We start from the raw sequence: 13,562 nt of genomic DNA, 5'->3' as shown, positions 1-13,562 counted from the left end.
GCTCCGGTGCCGGGGCCATGGGCTGCCCCATGGGAGGGAACGCCTGCTGCTAACGTCAGCCGGGATACGTGGGGCTACGTACATACGCATACGAAAGGTGGGCACGGTGGCACGGAGCAGCTCGGGATTCGTGGCCGGGCTCACGGCAGCCGCTCTGGCCGCGGTCTGCTTCCTCGCCTATCAGGCGTCGGCGAGCGTCACCGACCAGCCCGGCGCGGCGAAACCCCCGGGTTCGGTCCCCTCCGCGCAGGCCTCCGGCGGCACGAAGCAGAAGCCCAAGGACCCGCGGGTGATTCCCGCGAAGTCGGGGGCGGGGGTGCGCGTCGTGTACTCGCTGGGCGACCGGCGGGTGTGGCTGGTGGGCGCGAAGGAGCAGCTGAAGCGGACCTTCGCGGTCATGCCCTCCACGGTCAGCCCGCCGCCCGGTTCGTACAAGGTGACCTCGCGGTCGGGGTCGGTGCCCGGCTCGGACGGGGTGCAGATCGAGCATGTGGTGCGCTTCGCGAGCGTGGACGAGGTCCCGGTCGGCTTCAGCGCGGCGGTGGACGGCTCGCTGGCGAGCCCGGACCCGGGCAAGAAGACCGGCGGTGTCCGGATGGCGCGGGCGGACGGTGACGCGGTCTGGACGTTCGCGACGATCGGCTCAAGGGTCGTCGTCGTCCCTTAGCCGTCGTCCCTTAGCCGTCGTCCCTTAAGAGACCTGGCTCAACACCGCCCGTACGGATTACGCGGCGTCGCGCCGCCGCCCAGAACGCTCCTGGTGACGTTCCTGGTGCTCTCGGTTCTCCCGGCTCTCTTCGCTCTCATGCTCCACCGTGAGCGGTTCTTCGCGGGGCGGGGTCGAGACCGCGCTGGCCGCCGCGCACGACGCCAGCAGATCACGCATCGACACGACCGGCGGCTGCTGCCGTGGCCGCGTTTCGCGCTCGGTTGCCGACATGGGTGCCTCCTGGGGCTCCGGGGGCAGGCTTAGTTAGGTATCCCTAACCAGCTCTCCGTACCATGTGACCACGCGCGGCACGCCGGATGCAACATTTTCCCGACACCATGTCGGAATCAGTTGGCCAGGGCCGTCAGATCCGCCTGGGCCCAGCGCTTCCCGTACCCCGTCAGGGTCACTTCGCGGCGATCGTCCTCCGTGTCGCCGACCACCCGGTGGATCACCACATGCAGCCGGTCCTCGGAGAGGTCCTCGACCTTGCCCTCGCCCCACTCCACGACCACCACCGATTCCGGCAGTGAGACGTCGAGATCGAGGTCCTCCATCTCGTCGAGACCGCCGCCCAGGCGGTACGCGTCGACATGGACCAGAGCGGGACCGCCGGTCAGCGAGGGGTGGACGCGCGCGATGACGAAGGTCGGCGAGGTGACCGCGCCGCGCACGCCCAGGCCCTCGCCGAGGCCCCGGGTGAGCGTCGTCTTGCCCGCGCCCAGTTCGCCCGTGAGCATCACGAGGTCGCCGGGGCGCAGCAGCCTCGCGAGCCCGCGCCCCAGCTCCCGCATCCGCTCGGGCGATCCGACGGAGAGGCGGGCGACAGCGGTCGCGGCGGGGATGGTGGTGGTGGTGGTGGCGGCGGTGGTAGCCGTGGTGGCCGTGGTCTCAGCCGCCGGGCTGTGCGGTGCTTCCATACGGGCCAACGTTAGCCGCTGCGGGCACCGCCCCGACCCGGGCCAGCAGGTCGGCGAGACGGTCCGTGACAACCTCCGGGTGCTCCAGCATCACCAGGTGACCGCCGTCGGGCACTATCACCAGCTCCGAGTCCGGCAGCAGGTCGGCAATGGCCTCGCTGTGCGAGCTCGGCGTGACCAGATCCTTGTCACCGGCCAGCACGAGCACCGGCACATCGAGGAAGATCGCGAGCGCCTCCACCTTGTCGTGGTCGACGAACGCCGGGTAGAACTCCGCGACCACATCGATCGGGGTGGACTCGATGAGCCGCTCGGCGAACCGTTCCACCGCCGGGTCCACGTCCTTGGAGGAGAAGGCGTACCGCTTGATGAGGCCCGCGAAGAGGTCGGCGGTGGCCCTGCGCCCCCGCTCGACCAGTTCGGCCTGCGAGCCGAGCGCCCTGAGCACGCTGGGCAGCACCCGGCGCACCACATTCACGCCCGCGACCGGCAGCCCGTAATTGACCTCGCCGAGCTTGCCGCACGAGGTGCCGACGAAGGCGACCCCGACGACCCGCTCCCGTACGACCTCGGGGAACTGGTCGGCGAGCGCCATCACCGTCATGCCGCCCATGGAGTGGCCGACCAGCACCAGCGGGCCTTCGGGCGCCGCCGCGTCGATGACCGCCTTCAGGTCGCGGCCCAGCTGGTCGATGGAAACGGCCACGGCTTCCGGGCCCGACTGCGAGGCGCCGCGCGCCGAACGGCCGTGGCTGCGCTGGTCCCAGTGCACCGTACGCACCAGACCTCGCAGCGCGGCCCGCTGGAAGTGCCAGGAGTCCTGGCTGAGGCAGTAGCCGTGGCTGAAGACGACGGTGACCGGCGTGGGGGCCCGGCGGCCGAAGAGCCGGCGGCGGCGCGGACCGCCCGCGTCCGGGTCGATCTCGTCGGCCTCGTAGTAGAGCTCGGTGCCGTCGTCGGCGTACGCCTTGCCGGGCATGCCGCGCAGCGCGCCGTACGGACCCGACGCGTCCAGCGCGAGCCGCGCCTTCTGGCGCATGGAGCGGCCGACGGTCATCCGCTCGATCGCCACGCCCGCCGCCGCGCCGGCCGCGATGACGCCTATGGCGGCGCCCGCGATGCCCGCGCGGCGCCAGTTGCCGGTCGCTGCGGCTGTCGCCGCCGCGGTCACGGCGTCCCCCGTGCTGGTGTCACTCACCGTGCCGCTCCCCCTTCGTTGAATTCCCTGGATTCCGTCGGTTCCGTGGGCTCCTCGTTCAGATAGACGCGCGGAACCCTCGTACCGATGCGCGTGACGATCTCGTACGCGATGGTGCCCGCCGCCTGCGCCCAGTCCTCGGCGCTCGGCTCGCCCCGGTCACCAGGCCCGAACAGCAGCGCCTGCGCGCCTTCCGGGACCGACTGCCCGCCCAGATCCACCACGAACTGGTCCATGGCGACCCGGCCCGCGACCCGCCGCCACTCACCGCCGACCAGGACCGGGCCGCGGCCCGAGGCGTGGCGCGGGATGCCGTCCGCGTAGCCGAGCGGGATGAGGCCGAGTGTCGTCTCCTCCGCCGTGACGTAGTGGTGGCCGTAGCTGACGCCGTGGCCTGCGGGGACGCGCTTGACCAGCGCGACGGAGGCGGCGAGCGTCATGACGGGCCGGAGCCCCAGCGCGTCGTGGGCGCCGACCTCGGGGCTGGGCGAGACACCGTACATCGCTATGCCGGTCCGTACGAGGTCGAAGTGCGATTCGGGGAGCGTCAGCGTCGCCGGGGAGTTGGCGATGTGGCGCACCTCGGGGGCGATGCCCGCCTTCTCGGCGTACGTGACCATGTCGCCGAACGCGTCGAGCTGGGCGGTGATCGAGGGGTGCCCCGGCTCGTCGGCGCACGCGAAGTGCGACCAGAGGCCGGTGACCTTGACCGTCCCCTCGCTCTCGGCGGCGAGCGCGGCGGCGATCAGGCCGGGCCAGTCGGCGGGCTGGCAGCCGTTGCGCCCCAGGCCGGTGTCGGCCTTGAGCTGGATACGGGCCGGTTGTCCGGCCTCTCGGGCGGCGGCGGTGACCTCGCGCAGCGCCCACAGTCCGCTCACGGCCATGTCCAGGCCGGCCTCGATGCCTTCGCGCCAGGGCCCGCCGGGGGTCCACAGCCAGCACAGGACCCGCGCCTGGATGCCCGCCGCACGCAGCGCGAGGGCTTCCTGCGGCGTTGCGGTGCCGAGCCAGGTGGCGCCGGCCGCCAGCGCGGCGCGGGCGCAGGGCACCATGCCGTGTCCGTACGCGTCCGACTTCACCACGGCCATCAGGGCAGCCTGGGGCGCGCGGGCGCGCAGCGCACGCACATTGGCGCGCAGGGCCGCGAGGTCGATCTCGGCACGGGCTCGGAGGGAGGGTGGTGTCTGGCTCATCGCGCCCAGTGTCTCAGAGCGGTACGACATGGCCCGTACAGGAGCGCTGTGCCGTTGCTCGCGCCCGGCCACTGTTTACGCGCCCGGTCGCTGTTCACTCCCGTACGTCACGCCACGCCGAAGGCACCGCCGCCGCCACCTCGTACGCCGTGATCGGCGTGCCCTGCGACGCGGCGTGGCGGGCCGCGAGCCCGTGCAGATACGCCGCGACCGAGCCCGCGTCCCGGGCCGTCAGTCCGGCGGCCAGCAGCGAGCCCGCAAGACCGGAGAGCACATCGCCGCTGCCCGCGGTGGCCAGCCAGGCCGTACCCATCGGGTTGACCCGGGCCGGGTGACCGTCACCGGACTGGCCGTCACCGGGCGCGGCCACCAGCGTCGTCGAGCCCTTGAGCAGCACCGTCGCTCCGAAGCGCGTCGCCAGCTCCCGTACGGACGCCAGCCGCGCCGACTCCACCTCCTGGCGCGACACGCCGAGCAGCGCCGCCGCTTCCCCGGCGTGCGGGGTCAGCAGCGTGGGCCCGCCCCTGCCCCGTACCGTCGCGGGGTCCAACAGGTGCAGCCCGTCCGCGTCGACCAGCACCGGTACGTCGGAATCCAGGGCGTCGCGTACGTCGTCGGTCCGGTCGCCGATCCCCGGGCCGACCACCCACGACTGGACCCGGCCCGCCTTCGAGGGCGGCCCCTCGTGCACCAGGGTCTCCGGGAAACGGGCGATCACCGCTTCGGCCGCCGGCCCGACGTACCGCACGGCCCCGGCACCGCCGCGCAGCGCCCCCGCGACCGCGAGCACCGCCGCGCCCGGGTAGCGCAGCGATCCGGCGACGACGCCGACCACGCCCCGCCGGTACTTGTCGCTCTCGCCGGTCGGCACCGGCAACAGCCGTGCCACATCCGCGTGTTGCAGCGCCTCCACATCGGGCACGGACGGCAGATGGGCGTCGAGCCCGATATCGATGAGCCGCACGGTCCCCGCGTACTCGTGCGCCGGGTCGATGAGGAGCCCCGGTTTGTACGTGCCGAAGGTGACGGTCGCGTCGGCGCGCACGGCCTGGCCCCGCACCTCCCCGGTGTCCGCCTCGACGCCGCTGGGCAGGTCGACGGCGACCACGACGGCGCCCGAGCCGCGCGCGGCCTCCACCACCGGCACCGCGTCCGGCCGCAGCCCGCCGTGGCCGCCGATTCCGGTGACGCCGTCCATGACCAGGTCGGCGGCGGCCAGCGCCTTGAAGGGGTCGTCGGCGACCTGTCCTCCCGCGCCGAGCAGGGCCGCGAGCCCGCCCTTGTGCGCACGGTCCGGGGCGAGGAGCACCGCGGCCACCCCGGCCCCGCGGCGCGCCAGCCGTGCCCCCGCGTACAGCGCGTCGCCGCCGTTGTCGCCGCTGCCCACGAGCAGGACGACCCGCCTGCCGTACACCCGGCCCAGCAGGTCCGCGCAGGCGGCGGCCAGTCCGGCGGCTGCCCGCTGCATGAGCACGCCGTCCGGGAGTCGCGCCATCAGTGCGGCCTCGGCGGCCCGTACGGTCTCTACGCTGTAAGCGGTACGCATAACGTCAACCCTCCGCGATCACCACCGCCGATGCCACCCCCGCGTCGTGGCTGAGGGACACATGCCAGGACCGCACGCCGAGCGCCTCCGCCCGTGCCGCCACCGTCCCGCTCACCCGCAGCCGCGGCTGGCCGCTGTCCTCCACGTACACCTCGGCGTCCGTCCAGTGCAGCCCGGAGGGCGCGCCGAGCGCCTTGGCGAGCGCCTCCTTGGCGGCGAACCGCACGGCGAGCGAGGCGTATCCGCGCCGCTCGCCGCTCGGCAGCAGCAATTCCCGGTCCAGGAACAGCCGTTCCGCCATCCCCGGCGTGCGTTCCATGGCCGCGCGGAAGCGGTCGATCTCCGCGACATCGATCCCCACCCCAATGATCATTCGACGGTGACCGACTTGGCGAGGTTCCGCGGCTGGTCGACCTCGTTGCCGCGGGCCGTCGCCAGCTCGCAGGCGAAAACCTGCAACGGGACGGTCGCGACCAGCGGTTGCAGCAGTGTCGGCGTCGCCGGGATACGGATGAGATGGTCCGCGTACGGCACGACCGACTCGTCCCCCTCCTCCGCGATCACGATCGTGCGCGCTCCCCGGGCCCGGATCTCCTGGATATTCGAGACGATCTTGTCGTGCAGGACGGAGCGCCCGCGCGGCGACGGCACGACAACCACCACCGGCAGGTCCTCCTCGATCAGCGCGATCGGCCCGTGCTTGAGCTCGCCCGCGGCGAAGCCCTCCGCGTGCATATACGCCAGCTCCTTGAGCTTGAGCGCGCCTTCCAGCGCGACCGGATAGCCGACATGCCGCCCCAGGAACAGCACCGTGTCCTTGTGGGCGAGCGAACGCGCCAGCTCCCGCACCGGCTCCATGGTCTCCAGGACCTTCTCGACCTCACCCGAGATCTTCGCCAGGTCCCGGATGACGGCCTGGATCTCGTCCCCCCACTGAGTGCCTCGCACCTGCCCCAGATACAGGGCGACGAGATAGCAGGCCACCAGCTGCGTCAGAAACGCCTTGGTCGATGCGACCGCGACCTCCGGGCCGGCGTGCGTGTACAGCACGGCGTCCGATTCCCGCGGGATGGTCGAGCCGTTCGTATTACAGATGGCCAGCACCCTCGCGCCCTGCTCACGGGCATGGCGCAGCGCCATCAGAGTGTCCATGGTCTCGCCGGACTGGGAGATCGCGATCACGAGCGTCCGCTGGTCCAGGATCGGGTCCCGGTAGCGGAACTCGCTCGCCAGCTCCACCTCGCACGGGATGCGGGTCCAGTGCTCGATGGCGTACTTGGCGATCATCCCCGCGTGGAAGGCGGTCCCACAGGCGACGATGACGACCTTGGTGGCCTCGCGCAGCGCGGAGACGGGAATCCGCACCTCGTCGAGGGTCAGCCAGCCTTCGGCGTCGATCCGGCCGAGCAACGTATCAGCGACCGCCTTGGGCTGTTCGGCGATCTCCTTGAGCATGAAATAGTCATAACCCCCCTTTTCGGCCGCGGAAGCGTCCCAGTCCACGTGGTACGCCCGCACGTCCGCGGGCGCGCCGTCGAAGTCGGTGACCATCACGCCGTCCCGGCGGAGCTCCACCACCTGGTCCTGACCCAGCTCGATCGCGGACCGCGTGTGGGCGATGAACGCGGCGACGTCCGAGGCGAGAAAGGACTCACCTTCTCCAACGCCCACCACCAGCGGGGAGTTCCGCCGCGCGCCGACCACTGTCTCCGGCTCGTCCGCGTGCACCGCGACCAGCGTGAACGCGCCTTCCAGCTGCCGGCACACCTGCCTCATCGACTCCGCCAGGTCCCCGCACGACGAGAACGACTCGGCGAGCAGATGCGCCACGACCTCGGTGTCGGTCTCCGAGTCGAGGGTGTGCCCGCGCTCCTCCAACTGGCCCCGGAGAGCGGCGAAGTTCTCGATGATGCCGTTGTGCACGACAGCGACGCGCCCCGCGTTGTCCAGATGCGGATGGGCGTTGACGTCGGTCGGCCCGCCGTGGGTGGCCCACCGGGTGTGCCCGATCCCGGTGGACCCGCTCGGCAACGGGCGGTCCATCAGCTCCTTCTCCAAGTTGAGGAGCTTGCCCGCCTTCTTGGCCCCGGCCAGCCCGCCGTCGGCGAGTACGGCGACACCGGCCGAGTCGTAGCCCCGGTACTCAAGCCGCTTCAGACCCGCGATGACCACGTCGAGGGCCGACTGCCCTCCCACATACCCCACGATTCCGCACATGCGGTGCAGCCTACGACGCGGATGCGCCGGGCCGGGGTCAGCCGAGCTTGGCGACTTGCGCGTCCATGACGGCGACGGGCAGCGGGTAGTCCTTGCCGGTGCCCAGGGCGGCGACCTTGGTCGCGGGGAACGTGGCGAGCGTCGCGCCCTTGCGTACGACCGCCAGCTTGAGCACGGACTTGTCGCCGTCCGCCTCGGTCAGCACGGACCAGGCGACGGCTTCGTCACCGCCGGAGGCCTTCGTCTCAGTCATCTTGAGCACCTTCTGCGCAGTGCCGGACACGGTCATGGTGAAGCCGCTCGCGCAGTCGGTGACAGCGGTACGCAGACTGTTGACCGCTTCCTCTGCGCCCTTGCCGTCATAGGAGGAGAGGGAGGCGAGCGTAATGGTCACATCGAAGGCCGCCGCGAAGTCCTCGGGAGAGGGCGTGCCCTGGCCCTTCTTGGGCTCACTGGTGACCCTGCGCCGGACGTTGGCTGCGGGGTCGCCGACCGGCACACCGGACATCGTGTACGCGATGGGCTTGCAGGCGGCCTTGTCGACGGTGACCTTGTCCGCGGTGAGCGTGTCCTGGGGCCCGGCCTTCACGACCTTGTGCTCCTTGACATCGCCCTGCACGAGCGCGGCCTTCTCCAACTCGGCGGCGGTCAGCGCCTTGACCGCGGGCGTGTTGGGCTTGGCGGCTGCGGTCTCCTTGGCCTTGCCGCCGGTGGAGTCGCTGTCCGAGTCCTCGCCGCCGCAGGCGGTGACCAGCAAGGCCAGGGAGACGGCGGAGGCGGCGACGGCGGTACGGCGGATGACGCTGGTTCTCACGGTGCAACTTTCTCTGTCGATGGCCAACGACCCGCCCCCCGGCGTGAAGTCCCCCGACCCCTGCCAATGCGGGCCATCGCGAAGTACGCACACCTTATGCGCGAAAGTTCCGCCGGATGATCACGGGTTGCCCCGACGCAAAGGGGAAGCGGCCCCCACGTGTGTGTGGGGCCGCTCTCGTCACCGGGTGGGTGCTGCTGGGTCTAATTCGCTGTCTCGCGAGTGACTATCTCTCAGCTGACGACTTCAACGACACAACGCGTCTTGGGGACGCCCTTCAGCTTGCTGCCAGCCGTCACCAGGGGCACATCGAGCGCTTCGGCCAGCGCGATGTACGCGGCGTCATAAGGCGTGCAGTTGTCGCGCAACTCCCAGGAGCGCTCGAGCAGCGCCGTGAGAGGCGCCCGCCGGATCGGCATACGAGCAACAACGCGCACCGCGCGGTCTGCCTCGGCCTCCGTGATCTTCTTGCCCCGCAACAGGCCCCGAATCGCGCTGACCGCTTCCAGACCGATGACGTCCGGAGCAGCAAGCGTCTCCACCCGCAATCGGTCTGCGCAGGCCTTGCCTCCCGCACCGGCGTCGGTCAGAGCAGCAACCAGAAAGGAACTGTCAACGACGATCATGATCGCGGTCCTCCCTGATGAGGCCGACGATCGTGTCGAGAGGCACTTCACTGGTCAGCTTGGAGCGCACGTCAGTCAGCAGCTCGTCAACGGTCGGCTCAGCGGCCTCCGCCTCCAGCCGGACACGCAGGTACTCCTGAAGGGAGCGGCCAGAATCGGCTGCGCGCCGACGCAGTATCGCGTACGCATCATCGTTCAGGTTTCTGATCTGTACGGTAGCCATGCATGCAAAGTAGCGCTGCTTTCGCGCTACAACAAGTGCACCAGAAGCGGCCAAATCGTTTAGTTCGAATCGGCGGCGCGGCGGGGATCACCTCGGCGAGACCCTCCAACACCACGAGCGTCGGATCTTCGCCGGGCGAGCCGAGAAGCGCACGGACGTGCTGACGCGTGATCGCGGGGCCCTCCGCCGCCGCCCCTAAGGCGCGTGGCGCGCGGCGGGTGATCGCAGCGCATGGCATGGCACGGACACTCAAGTACCGGTTTCCGCAGCGGAGTCCATGCGACCGACTGCCTCAGCCATCCGCCCCAGCCCGACAATGTGCGGTGATCTCTTCGCCGCCATCCGATCCACTCAGTGCCGGGCCTAGCACGCGAGACGAAGCCGCGCCGATCCGCAACCGCTGTGCCTTCGTCCCGTTGCCCGGATACAGCCGGAGCGGCGTACCGGCGAACCTCGACGCTCCCCGATCTGCGATTTCATCCCGACCGGGATCACAGCCAGGTCCATATCATCCTCGTGATATACGATTCCCGGTATGGGCGAGTTGTACGTGATCGAGATCGAGCCGGAGGTCCAGCAGTGGTTGCCCAATCTCTCACCCCAGCGCTACCGGCAGGTCGAGGAGAAAGCGGAACTGCTCGCCGAATACCCGACCACACTGTCCGAGCCGCACTCCCGCTACCTGGGAGATGGCGTACGAGAACTCAGGCTCAGTCTGGGAGGCAACGCCGTACGCATCACCTACTGGCTGCCTGCCGGAAAACGCATCGTGCTGCTCACCGTCTTCCGCAAGACCAAGATGCGCGAGGACACCGAGGTCAAGCGCGCCAGACGGGCGAAGCAACTCTGCGAGGCAGAGCACACGGCCGCACACCAGACGTACAGCCGTGACGCACACGAGGAGGAGCAGTGAACCACACACGCTGGAAGCTGACCCGCGAGAAGAAACTCGCCGAGGGATACACCGAGCCACCGGAAGTCACCGCAGAGCGTGAACAGATCCGACTGGCCATGGCACTCGGCCAACTCGTCCACGACCGCCGCACCGAACTGGGTCTCTCCGAGGCTGCCCTGGCGAGCCGGCTCAGGATGTCCGCCGAAGAGGTCGAGCACATCGAAGTGGGCGGCGTACTGCCTGTGACCTCCGATCTACTGGTCCGGCTGGCCACCGCACTGGACGTGGCGGTGGACGTGCACCTGGCACCCTCCGGCGGCACAGCCGTGACCTTCAACGCCCACGCCGCATAGGAGAGCATGGTGGATTACGCTCATCAGCTGGCCAAAGGGGTCCGGGAACGACGCCGGGAACTGGGCATCTCGCAAAGCGAGCTGGCCCGGCGGGCCGGCATGACCCAGCCGGGCATCTCCCGTATCGAGCTCGGCGGCACTACCCCCACGCTCCCATTGCTCTCCCGCCTCGCAGGGGCCATGGACTCAGAACTGGACATCCACCTCGCTCCCGAACACGGTCAAGTCATTGTCCGGTTCACCTCACACGGCACCGAGGACGCCGCCTGACAGAACCAAAGCACCGAACCCGACGCCCCGGACTCAGGCGCGGGTTGGAGTACTCAGCGGGTAGACGCGCTGACGCGCTCTCCGCCATGACCGGCCGCCCCCCGACCCGGGCCCTTCGATCTTGTGCTGCTTGACATCACCCTGCACGAGCGCGAGCTTCTCCAGCTCGGCGGCGGTCAGCGCCTTGACCGCAGGCGCGGGCGTGCCAGCCCGGAATCGGCTCCGGCCGCCAGCAACACGCGGAGCGTCGCGGGATCGCCTCGGTAGTTGAACACCGCAGTAAGCAAAGCGGTGTTCCCATCTCCGTCGCGCACATCCACAGCGACGTCCGCTGCCAAAAGCACCTCGGCAGTCGGCGAGCTCTGGGCCTGCGCGGCAAAGTGCAACGGCGTCATGCCCGCCTTGTCCGCGAGGCCCGGGTCTGCACCGCTCCCAGCGCCTCTCTCACCCCGGCAACGTCACCATGCAAGCAGGCATAGTGCATCGCAGTGCGACCCATCCAATCCCGCCCCTGATCCCCATCCGTCATGACACCCATACTTGCCTGACTTGACGAAAGACATAGGGGCACCCCCACAGGCGTGAAGTCCCGGGGACCCAGCCAATGCGGGCCATCGCGAAGCACGGCCACCCTATGCGCAAAAAATCTCGCCGGGTGATCACGGGCGAGCGTGCCCGCCGCCCTGGCCGAACTGCCCTGTCGCGACGGCGTCTATGAACGTGCGGAGGGCGTTGGGGCTCGCGGCGACGAGAGCTTCGGGGACCTTGCTGTCCCGGAGGCGGACGGTCCCGTCGGGCGCGATGGCGACACAGACGCAGTTGGCCGCTTCGGCGCTGTAGGAGGACTTCCACCAGTGGAGCTCGGGCATGACGTACTTCCTCTCAGGTGTCTTGGGCGATGCGGTGGATGAGTTCGCGGGACTTCTCGGGGGAGAGTGCTTGGGCCTCCATCCGGTCCAGCACGGACCGGTAGCGCTCCAACTGAGCTGCGGCGTCCACGAACTCGCAGCCGTGGTCGGTGTCGAGGACCACGGTGTCAAGCTGGGCCACTGGCCCGGAGGCGTACGTGATCGACTGCCCGGAGGCAGGGAAGGATGCGCCGAACGGAATGACCAGGAGGGTCACATTGTCCCGCTCGCCCTCTTCCAGAAGAATGCCGAGTTGCTCGCGGGCGACGTGACGGCCTCCGTATCCCATCCGCAGAGCGGCTTCGTGAACGATGGCTGTGTACGGGGTGGGTGTTCCCTCGTAGAGCACGGCCTGCCGCTTGATGCGGTACGAGACGCGATGCTCGATCTCGTACGGACGGAGGGGCGGCACGCTCTCCTCCATGACGGCGCGGGCGTGGTTGGCGGTCTGGAGCAGACCGGGGATGTGAATCACCACAGCGACGCGTAGGGCGGTGGCGTGGTGCTCCATCTCGGCGAGGTCGATCAGGCCAGGGGCGAACCGGTCCTGATACTCGTCCCACCAGCCACGGGTTCGCGTACCGGTCATGGAGGCGAGGGCCTCGACATAGGCCTCGTCGGCGCAGGCGTAGTTGTGGGCCATAGCCCGCACTCGATCCGCGCTCACCGCATACCGGCCGGCCTCGATATTGCTGATACGGGACTGGGGGCCGCCGAGAAGAGCCGCCGCCTCGGTGGAGGTGAAGCCCGCCCGCTCCCGGAGTTTGCGTAGTTCGGTACCAAGTCGCTGCTGCCGCAGGGTCAGAGACGTACGGGTCTGCATGACGTTCTCCAAGGTCACCCACACGGGTAGAGATGGAACATCTTCCTAACTTTTATGGAAGACCTTATATCTCGGCGCGCTACGGTATGGCCCAAGCCACTCAACCGGCCCACCGCGTAAGCCGGAAGCGCACCGCATCCCGCGACACGCCACCGCACGGTTTGGCCGCCGAGTGAACCGACTCCGCCTGCCCGTAGGAGACTTCCGTGGATACCGTATCGCCGCATGAACCCTGGTCGTACGCCCTCCAACTGCCCCACGATCCGCGCGCGCCACGCGTGGCCCGGAAGACCCTGCGAGCCGTACTCGTCGGCCACGGCATGACCGAACTGCTCGACACCGCCGAGCTACTGACCTGCGAGCTCGCCACCAACGCCTACCAGCACGCCGACGGGCCGACAAAGCTGCGGGTCAGACACCTCGGCAGAGGCCGACTCCACGTCAGCGTCTGGGACGCCAACCCCATGATCCCCCCGGCCTTCGACAAGCCGTCGGCGGCAGTACCACCCGTACCCGACCTGGTCCCGGCCGACCAGGACGGCGGACGCGGCCTCCTGCTCGTACAACTGTGCGCGGATAACTGGGGCGGCCACCCGCTCAGCGACGACCTCTTCGGCCGCAGCGGCAAACTCCTCTGGTTCGAACTCCACCGTTCCTAGACACTGAGCGGGAGTGAGTCCTGGTGCCAGGACTGCTGCTCGGTGGCGCTGCCCCGAACGGTATTGGGCAGGCTGGTCCCCCGCTTTCGCTCCACTGCCGGCGGGGCGCATCCGGTGCGCGGTCCGGGCAGGTGGGGGCGGGTTTCCTCACGCCCTGGGGCCTCCGGTCGGGCCTGAACGGTCCGATGCCCACCACGATCGCTCCGGT

17 protein-coding genes and 1 pseudogene are annotated in these 13,562 nt (G+C 69.8%); 5 read left to right on the top strand and 13 right to left on the bottom strand.

Annotation, left to right across the window (positions count from 1 at the left end; translation table 11 throughout):
• Positions 1-106: 106 nt before the first annotated feature.
• On the top strand, positions 107-667 hold the full coding sequence (locus ACIHCQ_RS04005; RefSeq protein WP_399657693.1) for a hypothetical protein: 561 nt from the start codon (positions 107-109) through the stop codon (positions 665-667).
• Positions 668-724: 57 nt separating this feature from the next.
• On the opposite strand, the gene ACIHCQ_RS04000 is transcribed toward ACIHCQ_RS04005, so the two are convergent.
• From ACIHCQ_RS04000 to ACIHCQ_RS03955, 10 genes are all read right to left on the bottom strand, one after another.
• Complete coding sequence (locus tag ACIHCQ_RS04000; protein WP_399657691.1) at positions 725-940, bottom strand: hypothetical protein; 216 nt, start codon at positions 938-940, stop codon at positions 725-727.
• A gap of 116 nt (positions 941-1,056) precedes the next feature.
• Complete coding sequence (tsaE, locus tag ACIHCQ_RS03995) at positions 1,057-1,629, bottom strand: tRNA (adenosine(37)-N6)-threonylcarbamoyltransferase complex ATPase subunit type 1 TsaE (protein ID WP_399657687.1); 573 nt, start codon at positions 1,627-1,629, stop codon at positions 1,057-1,059.
• A complete protein-coding gene (locus ACIHCQ_RS03990) occupies positions 1,601-2,827 on the bottom strand; it encodes an alpha/beta fold hydrolase (RefSeq protein WP_399657685.1) in 1,227 nt (408 codons plus the stop codon). Before ACIHCQ_RS03990 ends, tsaE begins: the two co-directional genes overlap by 29 nt.
• The gene (alr, locus tag ACIHCQ_RS03985) at positions 2,824-4,020 is read right to left on the bottom strand and encodes an alanine racemase (RefSeq protein ID WP_399657683.1); all 1,197 of its coding nucleotides are present in this window, start codon (positions 4,018-4,020) and stop codon (positions 2,824-2,826) included. The genes ACIHCQ_RS03990 and alr overlap by 4 nt, the downstream gene beginning before the upstream one ends.
• Before the next feature lie 94 nt (positions 4,021-4,114).
• Complete coding sequence (locus ACIHCQ_RS03980) at positions 4,115-5,566, bottom strand: NAD(P)H-hydrate dehydratase (protein ID WP_399657681.1); 1,452 nt, start codon at positions 5,564-5,566, stop codon at positions 4,115-4,117.
• A 4-nt stretch (positions 5,567-5,570) separates the two neighbouring features.
• Complete coding sequence (locus ACIHCQ_RS03975; protein WP_399657679.1) at positions 5,571-5,939, bottom strand: holo-ACP synthase; 369 nt, start codon at positions 5,937-5,939, stop codon at positions 5,571-5,573.
• Positions 5,936-7,783 (bottom strand): glutamine--fructose-6-phosphate transaminase (isomerizing), encoded by a 1,848-nt coding sequence (gene glmS, locus ACIHCQ_RS03970; RefSeq protein ID WP_399657677.1) that lies wholly within the window; start codon positions 7,781-7,783, stop codon positions 5,936-5,938. The genes ACIHCQ_RS03975 and glmS overlap by 4 nt, the downstream gene beginning before the upstream one ends.
• 37 nt (positions 7,784-7,820) lie before the next feature.
• Positions 7,821-8,597 (bottom strand): hypothetical protein, encoded by a 777-nt coding sequence (locus ACIHCQ_RS03965; protein WP_399657675.1) that lies wholly within the window; start codon positions 8,595-8,597, stop codon positions 7,821-7,823.
• Positions 8,598-8,830: 233 nt separating this feature from the next.
• On the bottom strand, positions 8,831-9,223 hold the full coding sequence (locus ACIHCQ_RS03960; RefSeq protein ID WP_399657673.1) for a type II toxin-antitoxin system VapC family toxin: 393 nt from the start codon (positions 9,221-9,223) through the stop codon (positions 8,831-8,833).
• Complete coding sequence (locus tag ACIHCQ_RS03955; protein WP_399657671.1) at positions 9,210-9,446, bottom strand: FitA-like ribbon-helix-helix domain-containing protein; 237 nt, start codon at positions 9,444-9,446, stop codon at positions 9,210-9,212. Before ACIHCQ_RS03955 ends, ACIHCQ_RS03960 begins: the two co-directional genes overlap by 14 nt.
• A 535-nt stretch (positions 9,447-9,981) precedes the next feature.
• On the opposite strand from ACIHCQ_RS03955, the gene ACIHCQ_RS03950 reads away from it, so the two are divergent.
• The 3 genes from ACIHCQ_RS03950 to ACIHCQ_RS03940 are packed head-to-tail and all read left to right on the top strand — an operon-like array spanning position 9,982 to position 10,964.
• Positions 9,982-10,359, top strand: coding sequence for a type II toxin-antitoxin system RelE/ParE family toxin (locus ACIHCQ_RS03950; protein WP_399657669.1), 378 nt, complete (start codon positions 9,982-9,984; stop codon positions 10,357-10,359).
• A complete protein-coding gene (locus ACIHCQ_RS03945; RefSeq protein ID WP_399657667.1) occupies positions 10,356-10,694 on the top strand; it encodes a helix-turn-helix domain-containing protein in 339 nt (112 codons plus the stop codon). The genes ACIHCQ_RS03950 and ACIHCQ_RS03945 overlap by 4 nt, the downstream gene beginning before the upstream one ends.
• A 6-nt stretch (positions 10,695-10,700) precedes the next feature.
• Entirely contained in the window at positions 10,701-10,964 is a 264-nt protein-coding gene (locus ACIHCQ_RS03940; RefSeq protein ID WP_399657665.1) for a helix-turn-helix domain-containing protein, read from the top strand.
• Positions 10,965-11,140: 176 nt separating this feature from the next.
• Here ACIHCQ_RS03940 and ACIHCQ_RS03935 read toward each other — a convergent pair.
• The 3 genes and pseudogenes from ACIHCQ_RS03935 to ACIHCQ_RS03925 all read right to left on the bottom strand — a co-directional run.
• Positions 11,141-11,380 (bottom strand): annotated as a pseudogene (locus ACIHCQ_RS03935) (ankyrin repeat domain-containing protein); the annotation flags it as partial.
• A gap of 243 nt (positions 11,381-11,623) precedes the next feature.
• Positions 11,624-11,833 carry a DUF397 domain-containing protein gene (locus ACIHCQ_RS03930; RefSeq protein ID WP_399657662.1) on the bottom strand — a complete coding sequence of 70 codons (210 nt, stop codon included), beginning with the start codon at positions 11,831-11,833 and terminating at the stop codon, positions 11,624-11,626.
• Between the two features lie 13 nt (positions 11,834-11,846).
• On the bottom strand, positions 11,847-12,695 hold the full coding sequence (locus ACIHCQ_RS03925; protein ID WP_399658632.1) for a helix-turn-helix domain-containing protein: 849 nt from the start codon (positions 12,693-12,695) through the stop codon (positions 11,847-11,849).
• A 206-nt stretch (positions 12,696-12,901) separates the two neighbouring features.
• On the opposite strand from ACIHCQ_RS03925, the gene ACIHCQ_RS03920 reads away from it, so the two are divergent.
• Positions 12,902-13,354 (top strand): ATP-binding protein, encoded by a 453-nt coding sequence (locus ACIHCQ_RS03920; RefSeq protein ID WP_399657660.1) that lies wholly within the window; start codon positions 12,902-12,904, stop codon positions 13,352-13,354.
• Positions 13,355-13,562: the final 208 nt, after the last annotated feature.

The organism is Streptomyces sp. NPDC052236 (genome assembly GCF_044548015.1).
Classification (GTDB): domain Bacteria; phylum Actinomycetota; class Actinomycetes; order Streptomycetales; family Streptomycetaceae; genus Streptomyces.
This window is presented reverse-complemented; position numbering and strand designations above follow the sequence as displayed.